General features: G+C 58.4%; 13 protein-coding genes. 6 read left to right on the forward strand and 7 right to left on the reverse strand.

Annotated features, from left to right (window positions below; translation table 11 throughout):
* Positions 1-6: 6 nt before the first annotated feature.
* Complete coding sequence (gene coxB, locus RBB62_RS02765) at positions 7-1,500, reverse strand: cytochrome c oxidase subunit II (protein WP_309396782.1); 1,494 nt, start codon at positions 1,498-1,500, stop codon at positions 7-9.
* Between the two features lie 164 nt (positions 1,501-1,664).
* On the opposite strand from coxB, the gene RBB62_RS02770 reads away from it, so the two are divergent.
* The 4 genes from RBB62_RS02770 (at position 1,665) to RBB62_RS02785 (ending at position 4,728) form a co-directional block, all read left to right on the forward strand.
* Positions 1,665-2,195, forward strand: a complete 531-nt coding sequence (locus RBB62_RS02770) for a plastocyanin/azurin family copper-binding protein (protein ID WP_309396784.1) — start codon at positions 1,665-1,667, stop codon at positions 2,193-2,195.
* A 114-nt stretch (positions 2,196-2,309) separates the two neighbouring features.
* Complete coding sequence (locus RBB62_RS02775) at positions 2,310-2,876, forward strand: carbohydrate binding domain-containing protein (protein ID WP_309396786.1); 567 nt, start codon at positions 2,310-2,312, stop codon at positions 2,874-2,876.
* A gap of 26 nt (positions 2,877-2,902) precedes the next feature.
* Positions 2,903-3,625, forward strand: a complete 723-nt coding sequence (locus RBB62_RS02780; RefSeq protein ID WP_309396788.1) for a hypothetical protein — start codon at positions 2,903-2,905, stop codon at positions 3,623-3,625.
* 50 nt (positions 3,626-3,675) lie between these two features.
* Complete coding sequence (locus RBB62_RS02785) at positions 3,676-4,728, forward strand: LacI family DNA-binding transcriptional regulator (RefSeq protein ID WP_309396790.1); 1,053 nt, start codon at positions 3,676-3,678, stop codon at positions 4,726-4,728.
* On the opposite strand, the gene RBB62_RS02790 is transcribed toward RBB62_RS02785, so the two are convergent.
* A complete protein-coding gene (locus RBB62_RS02790) occupies positions 4,715-6,229 on the reverse strand; it encodes a glycosyltransferase family 39 protein (RefSeq protein WP_309396792.1) in 1,515 nt (504 codons plus the stop codon). The two genes, RBB62_RS02785 and RBB62_RS02790, sit on opposite strands and share 14 nt — an antisense overlap.
* Positions 6,230-6,336: 107 nt before the next feature.
* Between RBB62_RS02790 and RBB62_RS02795 the strand changes: the two genes are divergently transcribed.
* Positions 6,337-7,413 (forward strand): SGNH/GDSL hydrolase family protein, encoded by a 1,077-nt coding sequence (locus RBB62_RS02795; RefSeq protein ID WP_309396794.1) that lies wholly within the window; start codon positions 6,337-6,339, stop codon positions 7,411-7,413.
* A 459-nt stretch (positions 7,414-7,872) separates the two neighbouring features.
* Here the strand turns inward: RBB62_RS02795 and RBB62_RS02800 are convergent, their stop codons facing one another.
* Positions 7,873-9,450, reverse strand: a complete 1,578-nt coding sequence (locus RBB62_RS02800) for a hypothetical protein (protein ID WP_309396796.1) — start codon at positions 9,448-9,450, stop codon at positions 7,873-7,875.
* A gap of 127 nt (positions 9,451-9,577) precedes the next feature.
* Positions 9,578-13,135, reverse strand: coding sequence for a heparinase II/III domain-containing protein (locus RBB62_RS02805; protein WP_309396798.1), 3,558 nt, complete (start codon positions 13,133-13,135; stop codon positions 9,578-9,580).
* A gap of 341 nt (positions 13,136-13,476) precedes the next feature.
* On the opposite strand from RBB62_RS02805, the gene RBB62_RS02810 reads away from it, so the two are divergent.
* Positions 13,477-14,301, forward strand: coding sequence for a PEP-CTERM sorting domain-containing protein (locus tag RBB62_RS02810; protein ID WP_309396799.1), 825 nt, complete (start codon positions 13,477-13,479; stop codon positions 14,299-14,301).
* Between the two features lie 217 nt (positions 14,302-14,518).
* Here RBB62_RS02810 and RBB62_RS02815 read toward each other — a convergent pair whose 3' ends face one another.
* The 3 genes from RBB62_RS02815 to RBB62_RS02825 all read right to left on the reverse strand — a co-directional run bounded on the left by RBB62_RS02815 (position 14,519) and on the right by RBB62_RS02825 (position 18,592).
* Positions 14,519-14,956 (reverse strand): ExbD/TolR family protein, encoded by a 438-nt coding sequence (locus RBB62_RS02815; protein WP_309396801.1) that lies wholly within the window; start codon positions 14,954-14,956, stop codon positions 14,519-14,521.
* Positions 14,943-15,605 (reverse strand): MotA/TolQ/ExbB proton channel family protein, encoded by a 663-nt coding sequence (locus RBB62_RS02820; RefSeq protein ID WP_309396803.1) that lies wholly within the window; start codon positions 15,603-15,605, stop codon positions 14,943-14,945. Before RBB62_RS02820 ends, RBB62_RS02815 begins: the two co-directional genes overlap by 14 nt.
* 137 nt (positions 15,606-15,742) lie before the next feature.
* Positions 15,743-18,592, reverse strand: coding sequence for a sugar-binding protein (locus tag RBB62_RS02825; RefSeq protein WP_309396805.1), 2,850 nt, complete (start codon positions 18,590-18,592; stop codon positions 15,743-15,745).
* Between the last annotated feature and the right edge of the window lie 4 nt (positions 18,593-18,596).

The raw sequence follows: 18,596 nt of genomic DNA on the forward strand, positions 1-18,596 counted from the left end.
GAAAAATTACTTCAGGGACTGGAGGAAGGCGGTGAGCTCGTGGAACTCCTTTTGCGTGAGCCAACCGCTGACGCTGGCCAGTTTGTCCATCATCTCGGGGTTGTCCTCGATGCGCTCAACGATGTGGCGCAGGGTCAGTTGATTGCTGACCACGGCCGTAATGGCGGCATTTGGATCTTCCTTCAGCTCGGCAAGTTGCTCTTTGGAAACGCCGGCGCTGGTCAGGTCTTTGTCGGTCAGGCCAATCTCGCTCATGGCTCCGTAGGTCAGGCCGGAGTATTTGTAGTCGATCAGGCCGGCGTCCATACGCTCATACATGAGGTTGCCGGGCTTGTAAAAGTGCGACTTGGAAATCCACTCAAAGATGTTTTCCCGCTGTTTTTCTGCGTCCAAGCCGCCATCTTCAGTGTATTGATTCAGGATGCCAGCGGCGATGGATTTGCGCTCGCCGAGCTTGGTCAGGTTGGGAGCGGAGGGGCCGGCTGCAGGTGAGCCGTCGATGGCGTGGCAGACCATGCACTTGCCTTTGCCGAAGAAATGCTGGGCACCGGCGGTGATGGCGTCTTTGGACGGATCGCCGGTTAGAAGGGACTGCGGGTCCTTGGCGTTGGCCATCGACCACGCCATCCAGTTGTCTTGGTTGGTGGGCTCGGGCGTTTCGTCGGTGGGTTCCATTTGGAAGCCCGCGGGCGCGGGGGCGCCTTCTTTGTAGCTCGCGATCCAGTCGTTGAACTCCTCATCGCTGACGACTTCTGCGCGGAAGAGCATGTAGGCGTGGGCCTCGCCGCAGTATTCCGCGCATTGGCCGAAGTAGTAGCCTTCTTCCTCGGCCATGAGCCACATCCAGTTCTTGCGGCCGGGAACGATGTCCACCTTGCCACCCAGCTTGGGGAGCCAGAAGGAGTGAATGACGTCGTAGCCGCGAAGGTTGAATTTCACGACCTTGCCCTTGGGGATGACAAATTCGTTGGCAGTCGTGATGCCGAGCTGCGGGTATTCAAAAGAGAACCACCACTGCCAGCCGCGCACGGTGATCTCGAGCACGTTGTCTTTTTCCTCGGGGGAAATCAGGCCGCGGTCCATGTAAGCGCCGAGCTTGGATTCCTGGTAGTAGGGTTGGTCTTCAGGGAGGTCGTGGGTAAACCAGATTGCGCGCAGCGTCGGCACAGCGATGACGACCAGGAACGCAATGGACGCGCCAATCAGGCCAATTTCGATCAGCGGGTTGCCGTGGCCCTGAGACGGCATTGGCTTGTTTTCGTCCCCCGGCTTTTCGCGGAAGCGCCACACGACCCATACCAGCGCACCGCCGACGAGCACGAAGATGAGCGTGCAGACCCAGACGGTGATCATGAACAGCTCCAGCTGCTTCTGGGCGACGGGGCCCTTGGGGTCCAGGCTGGACTGCGGCGTGGTGATGCTGCAACCCGTTATCCACAGGCACATTAAAAGAAAACCGAGCCTGGAGAACAGGCGACGAAAGCGGGGGTATCTAGTCATGTGTTTCTGAGCGAAAGTCAAAGCAGGTAGAGTCGCCGTAGGGGGGCGGCTAAGGGGTGAGTTGATTCTAATGGCGTTTAGAACACCTTCTAATGTGTTTAGCATGTGCTTGAGTTCAAGCGGAATATTGCTTTACCGCCAATTACCACATTAACTCACGAACCATGCGCATCACTATCAGTATTTGTCTCCTGGCCCTGGCCACCATGTTTGCCGCCTGCGGCCCCCAACCACTGAAGCCCGAAGAGCCAGAACAACCGGCCGCCGCCCCCAAGGTGAGCAACGCCTCTGGCAAGACCGCCACCAGCTTCACTATCGACGCCAACGACCAGATGCGCTTCAGCACGAAGCTCATCGAGGTGCCTGCGGGCAAAAAAGTCAGCCTCACGCTGCGCAACGTCGGCCACATGCCCAAGGAGCAAATGGGCCACAACCTCGTCATTCTGGATAAGGGCAAGGACGTCCAGCAGTTCGCTATGGAAGCCACGTTCGCAAAGGACAACGACTACATCCCCACTGATATGGAAAACTGGGTCATTGCGGGAACTCAGCTCCTGGGCCCCGGAGAGTCTGAAACGATTATTTTCACTGCGCCCAAGACTCCCGGCGAATACCCCTTTTTGTGCTCCTTCCCCGCGCATTGCGCCATTGGGATGAAGGGTATTATGCGTGTGGTCGTTGAGGTGGATAAGTAGCCTGATCAATTAAACTCGCGCTGCTGAGGCTCACTCGTTGCCCATTGGGGGCCTTTCTACAATTAGAATTCCGGCACCGTTGACTCTTTAGAATTGTAGAATAATTCTCAGGGCATGTTATCCCCCCTTGCTTTTGCCCGAGCAGCCCGCGTTTTCTCCGGTGCTACCGCCTGCTTGCTGTTGTCATTTGGAACCGTTGGCTTGAAGGCGGAAACCGCGTTGCTGGAAAATGGAGGTTTTGAAGATGGTCTGGCCCACTGGCATTCGCGCGACGAAATGAGCTCGGCTGTCGCTGAGGCTGCGCGGACTGGTAAGCTTGGCCTGCGCGTGGTCGATGAGGACGAGGGCCTTGGCTCCAGCCTCAACAGCAGCGAAATCTTCGTCAACGAGGGCGATGTGGTCGAGGTTAGCTTTTACGCGAATACCGACGATACCTTCCTCGGCGTTTACCTGTGGCCGGTGGATGTCGATGGTCGGCTGATCAAGGCTTCCGAGCGTGGCGATCTGGTTTCCGTCCGCATCGAGCCCACGGCGGGTTGGGAGCAATTCACCTTCCAGCAAACGATGCCGGAGGGCGTTTCGGCGGTGTCCATCTGGGTGCACTCCTGGAGCAGCGCCACCGGCACGGCGAGTCTGGATGATTTCAAAATTACCGTCACCCCGGCAACGCCCGCCGAATAAATTTTTTCTCAACTCAATACTACCCTATGAATGTACCAATCCTCCCTCGCAAAACTCCTCTCATCACCTTGGCCGCCTTATTCGGTGCCGCGTTTAACGCTCAGGCAGTGAATATCGCCGCTTGGGATTTGGACGGAAATACCTCTTCGCTTACGATGCCCGCCACTTACGAGGATTCCCTCATCACCGCGAGTGATCTGTCCATCACGGGACTCTCCAGTGCAAACTGGCCCAACACTATTTCCGTGGTGCAAAATAATGGCTCCATCGACAGCTTAGCGACTGCGCTGGCCGCCGAGAACTATTTCACATTCTCGGTATCTGTCGACGCTGGTAACGAAATTAGCTTTGATGACATTGACATAATCTATTCGCTCGGCGCCAACACCACACCCGCTACGACTACCTTTGCTCTCCTCTCCAGCGTTACCGGTTTTACGGATGCGGACACCATTGCCAGCTTTTCGCATGAGCAGACGACGAGCAACACTCAGGGCTTGAGCGATACGTTTGACATCAGTGGCATTTCCGAGCTTCAGGGCGTTACAGGAACGGTCGAGTTTCGCATTGCGTTCTTTAATACCGGTGAAAATGCGATGACGCGCGTCGCCATTGGCCGTGGATTCAACGTTGATGGTGCGAACGACATCCAGATTAATGGCAGCATCACTGCCGTTCCGGAGCCATCGTATTTTGCTTGCGGCGCATTGGTCTTGATTGGTGTTTGTTTAATGCGTCGCCGTCGTTAGCCAACGTGTTCGGTATTGCATCCGATGTTGGGATACAGTACTGAAATGTCATGGCTGCGAAAAATGCACGGGTGACGATTCGGGACATTGCCGATGCCGCAGGCGTGCATTTCACGACCGTTAGCCTGGCTTTGCGGAATAGCCCGAAACTCAAGCAGGTCACGCGAGAGCGAATCCGGGGCATTGCCGCAAATCTTGGTTATGCGCCGGACCCGATGGTCTCGGCGTTGGTCTCGTATCGCTCGCGGAGCATGCCTAAGCACTACCAGGCCACTTTGGCCTGGGTGCACGACTGGTCGTGCCGGGAAGAACTCTACAAAATTGCCGAGTTTCGTGAGTATTACGAGGGGGCTCTTGAGTGTGCGGCAGAGTGTGGCTACAAGGTCGAGGAGTTTTGGCTGGGGCGCAAAGACCTCACCCCCGCCCGGTTGGCCAGGATTTTCAAAACGCGCAACATCCAAGGCGTGTTGATTCCTCCGCTGGAGATTCAGGGTGACGCGCTGAAACTGCCGTATGAGCAGCTCTCGTGCGTGAGCTTCGGTTACAGTATGCGACCGGCGCTCATCGACACGGTGACGAACCACCAGCACCACACAATGTCGCTTATTTTCCAACAGTTGCTGGCTCTGGGCTATCGGCGGATTGGTTTAGCCATCCCAAATGGCTGGGATGGTAAAGTGGAGTGTGCGTGGGAGGATTCCTTGGTGCTATTCTATCACCGACGTCCGGAATTGGCGCAGATCCCCATGTTTCGTGAGGACTTTGAGGACATCGCTTTGCCGCGCCTGCGCCAATGGCTGGATGATTACCAGGTCGACGTTATCTTGTCTCACCAATATCTGTTGGAGTATCTAAAGAAGCTGAAGTTGTCGGTGCCAAGAGATATCGGCTTTGCCAGCGCTTTCCTCGAGAGAGATGAGCAATATCTCTCGGGTGTCTATCAGAACAATCATCTGCTGGGGCGTAAGGCGGTGGAGCTGGTGATTGAGAAAATACATCGGCGGGAAACCGGCCTGCCACATAGCCCAACGCGCACGCTTATTGAGGGTGTCTGGCGGCCAGGCAAGACACTACGACCGCAGGATTTGGCTACTCTTCCCTAGGTTCCTCTGGTGGCTTGAGACCAGTCAGGTCAATCAGGTAAAGGTCACACATCGCGTAGTGCTGATGGCCGAGGATGCGGCCGGTTGGGCGGACTCGTTGCTCGATGTTGTATTGGGCAATGTTGGGCTCTCCAAAGCGCTGAAGCACAAATATCCAGACTAGCGTTTGGCCGTCGACGGGGTAGAGCGTCGAGAGGATATCGCTCGGGTCGTCGTCGTTGGGGCTGCGGCGAATAATCACGTCGCTCGGGATGCCATAGCGTTCGGCGTAAAACCGCAGTTGCTGCGCCTCTAGTGGGCGCACGAGGATGGGTTGCTCCGGTTGCCTGGCTTCGGCCAGCGTTCGAGCAACGCTTTGTGTGGCTTGTTTCTCGGGGGGCTCAATGACGTCCTGCGCACTGGCGTAGGCGAGTGGTAAAACGAGGAGGCCCGCGACAGCATGCCCTGGTATTTTTAGTTTCGGCCAGCGTTGGCCGAGGTTGGCCAGCCCGCCGAGACAAGCGCCCGCCGCCAGGCATACCAGTGGTTGCAGAAAGAGGATTAGCCGCGAATAAAGCGGGTAAAGCTCCAGCATGCTCGCGCCCATAATGGCGAGGAAGGGCAGGCCAATGGCGGCGGCGGGGATCGGTCGTTTGCGCGCTATCCAGGCAAAGCCCGCGTAGGCCATCAGTAGTGGCGCCGCGGACCACGGGTAGGGTAGCGCGTAGTCTGCGATATGGACCATCTTCTGCCAGAGTGTGGCCAGGTTGTCGAGCGAGGTTGGCGGCGGCAGCATGTGGCCGGCCCAAAAGCTTGCCAAGTCATCATTGCCGGCGGCGTTGGTCGCGATCAGCGCGTAATGCCCTGCAAAAAAGATTATCCATAGCGCAACGAGCGTCAGCGGTAGAGCAAACTTTTGCCAATGCTTCCACTGTGCGTAAATTACGGCGAGTCCGGTGCCCGCCAGCACAAATACCGCGGGGAATGATAGCCACACGCAGACTGCCCCTGCAATCGCGGCGTGCACGAAATGGCGGCGAGTGCGTTGCCCCAGCATCAGTGGGGCGAGCGCGAGGAGAATCCAGATCGTCGCAAAGCTGTCGATGGTGTATTGCTTATACTCGATGGAGAAACTGACGGCTGTTGGGGAGATCGCCAGGAGCAGCATTGCAGCGAGTGCGCTGCGGGGATCAAGCAGACGGCGCGTCAGCGGGACAAAGAACGCCAGTCCAGCCAGGGAGAAAGCCAGCGGCACAAAACGAAAGGCGTAGTCGTTTGCCCCAAAAAGCGCATGCGCGGCCTTGAAGAGCACCAGCACGAGATAGGGCGCCGCTTGATTACTGGCGAGTGGCTCGGCCAGTTGGGAAAAGTCGCGCTCGATCACGTTGATGGCTAGCGACACTTCGTCCTGCCAGAATGAGCGATTGACGGCGTATTGAATCAGCCGTAGCACGGCGCCGAGGCCGAAAACTGCCCACAGGTAGGCATTGGCGCGGGATGATCTGGGCGGTGGTTCACTCAAAATGTTGATAGCTCGGGAAAATTGAGTGGCAATTGTTTCAGTAAATATCCGCGAGTCGATTATTTTTCGGAGTTGCCCTTCGCCCATGCAATGCTTGCGATCAATGGATGAACTCCCGATTCCATTTGATGGTTGGCCTCCTGTTGGCGGCGCTGAATTTACACGCGGGCGAGCTGCCGCAAAAGGTAGCTCCCGATAGCGAAAGCATCGCGCTTCAGGGGGCGTGGACTGAAGATTTCCAGACTGCCTGGACGGGTGCCGGTTTTAAGGTCCGCACCGATGCACCGGAGATGAACATACTGATGGAAGACTTTGCCCCCGGCGGCGCGCATCCCAAGGGCGGTTTTAAGAATAACTACCTCAACGTCCGCATTGACGACCAAGAGCCGACGGTCATTGCGCTGCAAAAGGGTGAAACACGCTATGCGGTGCCCGGCCTGGATGGCCAGCCGCACACGGTCACCGTTTTTCGGCGCACCGAACCGCTGTTCCGCCCGATTAAATTCCTTGGACTTGAGCTGCCAGCTGGCGGCAAGCTGCTCGATCCCCCCGCCCCGGCGGATATCCGCATCCAGGTGATTGGCGACTCCATCAGCTGCGGCTATGGCAACGAAACCGAAGGCGTGAAGGCCCCCTTCTCCCAGCCGACAGAAAATGGCGAACTGACCTACTGGGCGCTTGCCGCTCGCGAGCTCGGCGCCGATATCCGCTGCGCCGCCTGGTCGGGCCGAGGCGTGCTTCGTGACCGCAAGGGTAACAAGGACAACCAGCTCCCCGAGATTTGGCGCATGGCCGAGCCCAACTCCGGTCAACCCGAGCGCGCCGCCGGTAAGTGGACGCCCACCATCGTCGTGATCAATCTCGGCACGAACGACACCGCACTCGGCATTCCCGAAAAGTCAAAGTTCACTGCCGCCTACCAAGCCCTGATCGACGACATTCGTTCCACCGCGCCCAACGCCGATATCTACACCTGCTTTGGCCCGATGATTAGCGAGCAGAAGCACGGCGACATCCTGGCCTACCTCAACGACCTCGCCGCCGCCAACCAACGCGTCTACGTCGTGAAGCTCAACAATATTTACGGTATGCAAGGCGTCGGCGCCCACTGGCACCCCAACGTAAAGTCCAACCAACACATGGCCACCGAGCTCCTCGCCGCCATCCGCGAACACTCTTTATAAGCCACCAGCGTCCCGCTGGACCGGCGGAGCAACGTGCCGTTGCATCCATAGATTTGCCCATTGGGCAAATGGCGCAGCCTGCTGGCAAGGTCGCCGACAGCATGTTGGCGAGGTAGGGCGCAGCCTCTAGGCAAGCCGCCCGTTAGAGTGGTTTCTAATCCATCACCCTGAGGTGGAACCGACAGCCTGACCCGCTGAGCAGCGATCTTGATCCGCAGTTTCATTGGTAAGCTCGCGCCCGGCTTGAGTAACCGCAACCCAAGGCTTGTATCCCGCCAACCCAAACCTTGAGTACCGGCATCTCAGCCCTTGAGATGGAAAAACCCAAGCTTTGCCCACCAATATGGCGCCGCCCACATCCAGCCGACGAGCCCTCAACGCCGCTCAGGCCTAGGCGTTGACTCACCTTATGCCCCGCGGGTTTCACTACGTGGGGCATTTTTGCAGTGCAAAAGTCTATCAGTCCAGCGGGACGCTGGGGCGGCGACCGCCGGGGTTGGCTTTGGCGAAGGCACCGCGATTGGGGGCGGCAGGGTCGTAGGGAACGCCGTCGATGTCAGCCGGGACGCCTGGCGGGAGTTGGCCGCTGGCGTAGGCGGGGGATTCCGGGGCCTGGCGGTAGTCGTCCGCATCGTAGTTGACGAAGACCATGTCGCCGGTGGTGGCGTTGGTTCCCATGAGGTCGGGCTGGTTGTAAACTGTTTTGCTGGCGTGACAGTGGTCCACGAAGAAGCCCGGGTGGTCATACTTGGCGGAGCTCAGTGTGGTGTAGGCGCCGTTTTGCACGTAGACGAGGTCCATCGTTTCGGCGCCACGGAAGTTAAAGCTCTGGTCGACGATGGTGACGTTCCAGATGAGGATGTGTGACATGTCGCCGATCTGGCTGAGAAAGGATGCCTCGGGTGGGTCTTTTTCCAATAGTACATTCACGAACGCAACGTCCTGCACGCGGCCGCCGCCGAAGAAGCCCTGAGCAAACATATCGTAGGCCGAGACGTTGTAGAGGATGACGTTTTCCACGTCGCGCTTTGGGTTGTAGAACTGAATGAAGTCCGGATGCGCGGCGGTGTCGCCCTTGTCCATGTGGACGATGTTCACGTTGATTGCGGTGAGGTTGTTACTGCCCCGGAAGATATCGGCGAGAATGTCGTGGTAGTAGGCATTGCGCTGGAAATTAATCTGCACATTGGCAATGTCGCGCACGACGCTGTCCGTTAGCCAGATTCTGCCACCCTGGTTGTTGATGAACTGGGTGTCTCCGAAACGGCCATTTTTATCATAAACTTCGACGTCATCAAACCACACGCATTGGCCTTTGTTGATGTAGAAAACGCTACCCCACTTGGACTCGCGGTCGCAGTAGAGGCTGACGTTATGCCAGCGAATTTTATCGGCTCCGTAGCGACCGTGGCTCACCTTATTATCTTTGCCGTAGGCTTGGATGGTCACGTCGCTTCGGTCCAGGCCGGGTGCTGCGGAAATCGTCGTCCAATAGTCCTGGTCGCCTTTGCCAAAGCTGAGTAGTTTGTAGTCGCCCTTTTGCAGGTAAATCGTGCCACCGTCGCCCGCGGCTTCAGCGGCTTGCTTGAATGTTGCAAACGGCGCGCCTTCGGAGCCGTCGGCTGCGTCGTCGCCATTGGGCGACATCCAGACGATTTCTTTGCTGCCGAGCGTTTTGCCGCTATTGGCGTAGAGCATAGTATCGAGCATGCGCTTTTCGTTCCCTTCGCCTTCGGGAACAGCGACCGCTTCCAGCTTCAGCGGGCCATCGGGATACTTGGCTGGGTCAATCGTAATCCAGTATTCCCAAACTTTGGTTCGCGCGTTGAGCGTCGGTTCTTTCACCACGCCCGCCGTCTCGCCGTTGATTCGAAAATGCACATCGACACCCGTTTCGTGAAAGGCGACGACGCCCGCGTTAAACGGCTCACTGACACGCTGGTATGGAACAACATCCCAGTTCGCAATGGCTTTGGTGGCATGGGTCACGATGGGCGCCAATAGCGCCGCCAGGGTAAATACAATCCTCGGAGACATAGAAGATTTAACGTGTTATCACATTCCGTCTACCAGTGCAACGAGTAAATTGTGTGGAATGTCCCGACAGTCCATTGGAAAAAGCCCCGCCGGAAACGCGACGGGGCTTGAAAGATAATCCTGTGCTCTAGCCTTGCGAGCTGGCGCTGCTTGGAGGCAGGCGCTCGGGCTGCACGTCGGGGCTGGTGATCATGATGTAGTCCATGTTCACGCCCTTGCCGTTTAGGTTGGTCAGGCGGATGGTGTTCTTGCCTTTCTTGAAATGGTAGAGCAGCGGCTTTTCATTGGTCGGGTTTTGGACCGTGAACAGACGCCAGTCATCCGAGCCGTTGGCCCAGCCGCCGGTGGCGGGGAGTGTCGCTACCACGAATGGCTCCTGATCCTCGCCGTTGATCTGCACGAGGCGCTCGCCGCCCTCAAACTGCGAGCAGTAAACGAGGCTTAGGTTGTAATAGCCCTCAGCGGGGGCATCGACTTCGTATTCGAGCCAATGGCCGTCGTTATTCCAACCGGAGAACGCCTGGCCGACGATCGCGCGCTTGTTGCTGCTGATCCCGACCTTGCCGCCGCCTTCGTTGGCCATGTCTTCGGCTTGGACCACGATTTTCGTGCCCGCAGGCGCTGGGCTCTTTTCAGCGGCGGCAACGCGCTGGGCCGTGCGTTCGGCGGCTTCGTTGAAGGCCTTGGCCATCGCGGCTTCCTGCTCAGCGCGGACCTTGTTGAGCATTTCCTGACGGTAGGCAAAGAGGCTTGGTGCACCGGCTTTGGCAAACTCCACCCGCTCGTTGGCGGCGAGGGTAATTTGGATGCCACCGCTGATTTTCTCGACCTTGGCGTCGCCGGCGCGGTCGCCATTGGAGGCGAGCGTGTAAGCCTTGAGGCCGTTGAGCGCGTCATACTCCAGCGTGATCTTACCTTCGGTCGGCGAGGGGTTACTGACAACATACGCGCCGTTGTCGGCATGCTCAAGGAGGGCCAGGCCGGCAGTGTCGCGCTTGACGATGGCGCCGTTGCATTCGAGGTAAGTGCCGCCGCCGAGGAACAGTGTGCCATTGGCGTTGGTGTAAGCTTGGAGGGCGTCGGTCTTGAGCTTGCCCGTGTCGTGCATGCCGGGTTGGTAGCTGGCGAAACCGTAGTCCACGCCGTCGACCGTGTTAATGGTCAACAGTCCATAGCCAGACTCAAGGCTGCCCGCAACTTCGACGCTCTTGATGTAATCGCTGTTGTCGTAATCGAACTCCACGGCGTTGCCGTAGATGGTGTTGTCGATCTCGCGGCGCTGGAGAATGGTGGTTGGCTTTTCGCGCCCGAGGATGCCGTCGCCCAGGATGACTTGGGTGAGTTCACCACCGGCGGCGAGGAAGCGCGCGCGCTTGCCCTCGACGGCGAAGTCCATCGTGTAAGCTTCGTCGGTGTCGGCGGCGCGGACGTTTTCGAGCATCTTGTAGCCGTCGTTGACGGGCTTGGGGAACTCATAGGCGCTGGTCGCGAGGTCGCTGGAGTAGTCGCCGCGAATGTGCCAGGCGAGGTCCATCTTGCGGGTCAGCTTGGAGAACGCACCAAAGATGTCCGCAATGTAGTTTGGCGTGACGAAGATTGCGCGGTCCATGGTAACGCCGCTGTAGGCCTTGTCGGCATTGGCGCGCTGGATGCCGATCGTGTCGCCGAAGCCGTAAACGAGCTGGTTGCCGTCGCTGAGCATTTGGCTGAGCTCGTCGACCACGAGGGTGTTGTGCGCCAGGGTCGTTTTATACCAGTCCTTGTAGAGCGGATTTTCATACCAGACGATGCCCGGGTCGGGGATGAGCCAGTTGTCGAACGCGTAGACGTCGAGGTTCATCTTGTCCGGGTGGCCGTGTGAGCGGTTTGGGCCGTAGTCGAGGAGCACGCTGATGGTGCCGTTTTCGGTGGTGTTGCGGAGGATGCCGTGGCCGACGTCGAACATGTTGACGCTCTTAAACTCGATGGCCTCGGCTTCGCCTTCCAGTGGCAGGTAGTTGATGGAAACCGGGAACTGCTGGAACTGCGCGTCGAGGTGGCGGCCGCTTTGGTTGAGGATCGTCAGATACTTCGGGTCCTGGTAGCGGCGGTAGCCATACTCCCACAAATAGGATTCGCGCCCAACGACATTGGCGCGACCGGAGTCATTGGTGGCTGGCGCGGTGAGGTCCGGATAAGCGGCTTCGAGCGGCGAGTCGAAGAGGCCTTTCACGGCGGCGTCGCGGTAGGAATACATGTCCATGCCGTGGTGGCGCATGATCTCGGCATACATGACAATGGCTTGCATGGCCATGCCTTGGTAGCCCATAGCGCCTTCGCTCCAGAGCCCGTCGGGCGAGATGGTGTATTCGCTGAAGTGGAGCATCATGCCCTGCGGCTTGCCCTTGTTGTCCTTGCCAGCGGGGCCATAGAGGCCGAGTGAAATCAGCTCTTCGTCGTCGATAGCGTAGCCGGTGATCAGCACGCCCAGCGTGCAGATGGCTGACCAATTCGTGGGGGCGCGCAGCACTGAGCTGTTCTTGGCGATGAACTTCGCGGAGCGGCGGAGCAGGTCGTTTTCGATGAGCTCGCGCTCGGCCGACGTCATCGATGGCAGGTTGTAAATGAGGTCATAGCCGCGGGCGACCTGTATCAACCACGTGGCGTCGGAGAGACGTTGGTCAAAGACAATGCCGGAGTCGTGGTTGAAGCCGGGGCGGTTGCCTTCGCCGTAGTTCGGGAAGCGCTTGGCGTATTCGAGGAGGAGCTCCTTGGTGTAGTCGCCGTATTTTTGCTCGTCGGTTAGGACGTAAACGGTGGCCGCATTGGCGATGTCGAGGCCGAGCTGGTTGTGGACTTTGCCCACTTCTTTTTCGGGGAGGTGCTCCCAGTTGCCATTCTTGTCCTTGCGGGGCTCGGGAATGCCGTGGGGCTCCGTCATGCGCTGGTCGATGGACTGCTTGAGACCGGCGAGTTGCTGCTGAAGTTCGTCGCTGGTCTTGAGCATTTCCTTGTAGTAATCGATGTCCTGCTGGTCCCAGAATGTATTCGGGTGGCCCTCAGTGTTGCGGACTTCCACGAAGACGTCGACCGTCCCCTTGGGCGGTAAGGTGTTCTCAATTGCGTTGTCGATATTGGCGACCTGGTAGGCCTTGGGCGCGACCATTTCGGCTTCGAGATTGGTGGGGGACAGCACGCGGATCTTGCCGATGCCACCCCATTTCGGGCCGAGCTTGCCGTTTTTGTCCTTAAACTGCGGCCACTTGCTGGTCATCTGGAGCTTGATGTCCTGCCCGAAGCCCTTGGCCGGAATGCGGACGAAGTCGCCGTGCTTATTGGAAATTTCACCTGAGCCGACCTTTTCGCCGTCGATGTAAACATCCACGCCCTTGGGCAAGCCGATGTTGCCTCGGGCCAGACCCTGTATCTCGATGGCATCGATCTCGCAGGGAATGACGAGGCGGATGTCGATCGTGCCCTTGTCGAGCGGATCAAAGATCGCGCCCGGCTGGCGGCCGTCGGTCAGGGTTTTCTGGGCGGGCCAGTCCTTGTTGAATTTGGCGTTGGTGCCCTTGGCAGTGGCACCGAGCTTAGCCTCGGCGACGTTGTAGAGCTCTTGGGCGTGGGTCTGTGGCACGGCGGCCAAGAGTCCGAGAATCAGGCCGCAGGCAGTGGCCAAAGGTGGGATCTTCGAGCTATTTGACATAGGGGATGATGGTTGAGAATTTGCCACGCTACACCAAACGCGTAAGGTAAGTCTAGCATTAAAGTGGTTGAGCCTGGCACCCATGCATTGGTAATTCGCGGCGATCGAGAAGTCTCTCTAAGTGGCTAATTTGTTGCATAGTGGTCGGCGTTAGGGAAGGGCTCCAGTCAGCGCTCGCTGCAACTATACAGGTGTTTTCCGGCTAGCGATCTGCGTTGTTACCTCCACGAACAGCGTCAGGGCTGGTAGTTAATGGCTTGCTTAAGTATTGGCAATAAATGGCAGCATTCTGCCATTAGTGGGTTGACTTGAGTTATTGGCGGCTTCTTGTTGGCAGCGAAATGTCAAAAAGAACCTATTTGTTCCTCACGACCTTGGGATTTGCCCAAGCCACCCGTCTGTTTGCCGGCGCGTATGCGTCGTCCACGGACACCTCGCACCCGATTGATGCGGGCGTTTCCTACACGGACGAGAAAATCTCCGGTTGGGCGGAAAGCGTTGCGGACTACTACATAACTGCCTCCGGCAGTGGAGATCCGACCAACGCGCTCGGCGAATACAACACGAGCCTGGTTTCGTTGGGCGACTTAACCGCAGAGCAGATTGCCAATGGCGAATCTCCAGGCTACATCACGCTTCAGTTTGATGGCTTCAGCGATGGCGATGGCTGGGATTTCGTCATCTATGAAAACGGATTCTCCTACCTGGGAGGCTTGTTTGCCGAGTTGGCCTACGTGGAGGTGTCGAGCGACGGCGTTAACTTTGCGCGCTTCGACAGCATATCAACCAATACCGAAGCCTTGGGCGGTGGTGCGGGCTTTCAGGCCTTCGACATGACCAATGTTTACAACCTGGCGGGTAAACATGTAGGCGGTCTGGGTACGTCGTTTGACTTGTCGGAGCTCAGCGATGACCCGCTGACCATTGCAGGCTTGCTTGATCTGACCAACATCCAATACGTGCGCATTGTGGACATCCCCGGCAGCGGGGATTACCTCGATAGCGAGGGCAACTCCATTCTCGACAATTGGCCAACCTCGGGCACTGGTGGTTTCGACCTTCGAGCGGTTGGCTACGCTTACGCTGTCCCTGAGCCATCGGACTACGCCTTGTTCGCGGGCCTCGGTGTCCTTGCCTTGGCCGTGCGCCGCCGGATTGCGCGCTAGGCAAAGCTGTGTATTTGACCGGTTATTAAAGTCCTTAATTTTAACCCTAAACTTCATTTATTGGTAGAAAACACGCTTATATATGGTATGAGTTTTCTTGTGCATATGTTTAGCGTGATAGCCCAAATCGCCGCAAGTCCTTTGGGTTGAAGGACTTGCGGCACTAGGGTGTTTTCTGGGGTTAAAAACACTCCCTAGCGGTCCAGCAGGGTGCTGGCTAGTTGCTCATCACGGCCAGGGAGAAGTTCTCGATGTTGTTGCCGTGGAGGCAGCTGATCACGGTGATGATGTCCTGGTAGCGCGCATCTTTGTCGGCTTTAACGACTACGGCGCTCAGGTCGCGGGATTCTTTTTCGGCTTTAATTCGCTTAAAGAGATCAGCGTGGTCGATCGGGTCATTACCAATGCGGAAGAGCACGCGCTCGTCGGCAGGTGTGGCCTCGTCGAACTCAAACACCGAGATCGACAGCACGTCCTCGAGTTTGGCGACTTCAGCTTCGCTGGCCTTGGGCAGCTCGACGGGGAACTGCTGGGTCTCCTCCACAAAGTTGGTCGCCACCATGAAGAAGACGAGCAGCAGGAAGACCACGTCGATCATCGGAGTGAGATCGGCACCCTGGACTTCGCGTCGCTGGCGGCGTCTAATCTTGGCCATCGGTGCTCTCGGCTGCTGGGGTTTCCTCGGCGGTTTCTTTGCCCGCCAGGTGGTAGGCGCGCATGATTTGCAGGATGCCTTCTTCGACAATCGTGTAGAAGTAGTCGACCCGCGCGCGGAAATAGTTGTTGGCGATGATGGCGGGGATTGCGATCACCAGACCGGCGCCCGTCGTGATGAGCGCCACGGAAATGCCCTGCGCCATCAGCTCCTTGTCGACGCTTTCTTTAGCGATTTCGTCGAAGCTGAGGATCATCCCGTAAACCGTCCCAAACAAACCGAGCAGCGGCGCAATACTGCCAATCAGCGAGAGCACGTTGAGGAATTTCTCCAGCCGCGGCATTTCGCGGGCTGAGGTTTCGAGCAAGGCTTCCTCCAGCTCGGTGCCCTCGATCTGGTGCACCTCGATGCCCTTGTAAAGCACTTGCCCAAAGACCACATCGGACGCCTTGCCGAGCTCGCGCGCGCCGTCGAGGTCTTCTGCGCGGATCTTCTTACAGGCTGCATCGACGATCTCGTCGTTGATGACGTTCTTTTTGCGCAGGTGGACGAAGCGCTCGATGATCACGGCAATGCTCACGATGGAGCAGATCGCCAGCGGGATCATGCTGCCGCCGGCTTCGATGATTTTATCGATGAATATAGACATGGTTGGTAGTTTTTAAAGTGGGTTGGGGTAGGGGCGATTGCCCTCATTCGTCCGTCGCATAGATTGGGCAATCCGCCATGTATGCGGACGGTTGAGGGCAACCGCCCCTACCTTTCTCTGGATGAATTTGCATCGCATTAATTTGCCTGCCCGAATTTGAGCGTGGGCCAGGCGGCGGGGAGCTTGTGTTCGATGGTTTTATTGGACTCGCCGTAGTCGCGGCGTTGGTCGATGTAGATGATCATCAGCTCCTTGCCAGGCTCGATGGGCACGCTGTTTTCGACGAGGCCCGCGTAGGCGCTGTTGGTGTTGACGCCGCCAATGAACACGCCGCTGTTGGGCTCGGTTTCGCCGAGGACGACCAACTGCTCGTAGCTGCCGCTGCCAATCGCGTTGACCACGACCTGGTCCTTAAAGCGGGCGTCGAGGTTCATGTCCGGGTCCTGCACTTTGATCCAAACCGGCTCGCCGGGGGAGAGGATCGCGAGCTCTTTTTCGGCGGCCTCGTCTTCGTAAAAACCGACCTCGGCGTCTGAGCCGAGCAACAGCAAATCGCCCCAGGTGTCGGGGCGCTCCCAGGTGTGGTGTCCGCGCATGACCCACGAAATCGAGTCCGTGGTGTTGATGTAATTGAACGACGTTTGAAAGCCGAGATACTTGCCGGCCTTGAGGCGCGGGCCTTTGATCACCTTGCCGTTGGCGGGCATGAACAGCTCTACGGTGTAGCCGCCGGGAACCTCCTGCATGGCCATTTGCATGCCTTCGGCATCGCCGCCGCGGTAGTAGAAGCCGCGCGTGTTCGGCATGTTGCGCATCTCGTGGCCATGACCATACTCGGCTATGAGATTCGGGTTCTCGACGGTGCCGTAGGGCGCGAAGAACATCTGGATCGCCTCGTAATACTTCATCAGCGGGCCGCGCGCAGTGGAGGTGTCGACCCACACCTCGATGCTGTCGCCCTGCCAGAGGCGTCCGCTGCCAGGCGGCGTTTGGCGCACCTTGTTGGGCACCTTGGCCGCCAGGTAGATGCCGCTCGGGTCCCACTGAATCCACATCGGGATGGACTCGGATTCCGGCAGCTCGCGCACCTTCACGCCCTCCATCGTGTGCTGGTTAAACTGAGGGCGCTCCAGCGGCCACTCGTCCTCGCCAATGACGCCATCGAGCACTGGCTTTTCACGAACCATCGTGGCGAAGCCAAACTTGAGCGGCTTGAAATCGGGCTCCTCCAGCACGCGGGTTTCCTCGGGCTCGTCTGACTGCTCGTCGGCCTTGGCGGTCGGGTCGATCAGCAGGGCGTCGCGCTGTTCGGGGAACTCGCCCGCCTTGGAAACCAGCTGCTCGGCCTGGGCCTCGATGTCGTCGTAGGCAGCGTTGGGCTCGTTGCGCGCGCGGCTCATTTCGAGGAGCTTTTGGAAGACTTCGGCGTTAAAACCACGACCGCGCGGGCCGGGCAGCGGTCGGCTAAAGGGCAGGTTGAGCCCGGGCGCGCCGGGCCCCATTTTGCCTTCGCCAGGGGCCATGCCCTGCTGGCTCATCATGGCCATGAGATCCGTCATGGCATCGTTTTCGGTGCGACCGCTTTCGTGGAAATCAGCCATGAGCTGCGCCTTCTCCATCATGGCCAGCTTGGCCTCGATCTTTTCCATCTTCTCGCTCATATCGCCCAGCTCGGCGGCGCGGGAGGCGGCGGCGACTTCGCGCTCGACCTGCGCTTCGCGGGCTTCTTCCGGCTTATCGCGGACCTCGGCCACGAGCGGATCGGGCTTAATGGCGGGCGGCGGTGGAGGTGCCGCTTCGGCCGTCTTTCGTTCGGTCTTGTCGAGGGCATCCTGCGCGGCGCTGGCTGGCGGGGGAGGCGGCGCAGCGGCCTGTTTCGCATCTGCCTGGTCAGCTGTTTGCTGCTGGGGCGCGTTTTGCTGGGCGACGGGCGGGGGTGTTGGCGCGGCGGCCTCGGGGATGTCGATTTCGCGGTCCTTGGCCTCGACTTCGTCCAGCTTGAGCGTCTCCGCGGTCTTGCTCAGGGCGAGCTCGCTGGCCTGGTCTTTCATGCGCTCGGGGACTTGTTCCCGGACGGTTTGGGCGAGGTCCTTGAGCAGCTCTTCGCGAAGTTGCTCGTCCTCATTCATGGCGAATTTTTCGAAATAGCGGTTGGCCTGCATGAGGATGCGCTCGGCGCTTTCGGGGGCCAGGCGCTCTTCCAGTGTTTGGTCAAACTCATCCTGAATCTGCTGCTTAACGTCCTGCTCGACGACGAATTTCACCGCTTCGCGGGCTTCGATGTCGGCTCGGGCCACTTTCTCGGCTTCATTAAATTCCGGCTTGGGCTCCTTGTTGCGCTTGGCCTGCTGGACCTGCTCGCGCTCGCGTTTGCGGGTGTCTGTTTGCGCGGCCTTGGTGATGCGGCGCTCCTCGGTTTTGCCGACGGTGTTTTCCATGCGCTTGTCGAGGTTGGCGGCAAGCTTGTCGATGGTGTGTTCGCGGACTTGCTCGAGGGTGGCTTGTTTCAGCTCCTGGCGGACCATGTCCTTGAGCTTGTCGGCGGTGGATTGAAACATGTCGGCCGAGATCTGGGCGTATTGCTCGGAAAAGGCCTCCATGTCGTAATCCTGCTGCTCCATGAGGTCTTCCAGCTCGGCGAGGTCCACCTCGATGTCGAACTCGACCTGTTCCCAAAGTTCCTCCATCTGAAGCGCTTCCATGTCGGCGGCAATGCTCTCGAAGGACTCCTTCAGCTCGTGACGAAGCATGTTGCGCGTCTCTTGAACGAGGGCCTGCTGCGCCTCCTGCTCCTGATTGAGTTGCTCGGCCAGGAGCTCTTCCGGGGTGGGCTTGGGCTCGACTTTTTCCGGGATCAGCTCGTCCATAATCTTTGGCGCAAAACCGCTGATGTGCAAGATGAGCGAGAGCGCCAGGAAGAACCACAGGCTGTGCCGCCAGATCTTTCTCTGGCGCGGCTGAAGCGGGTTGGGGGAAGCGATTGTCATTATC

The organism is Cerasicoccus maritimus (assembly GCA_031296935.1).
In the GTDB taxonomy this organism is placed as follows: Bacteria; Verrucomicrobiota; Verrucomicrobiia; order Opitutales; family Cerasicoccaceae; genus Cerasicoccus; species Cerasicoccus maritimus.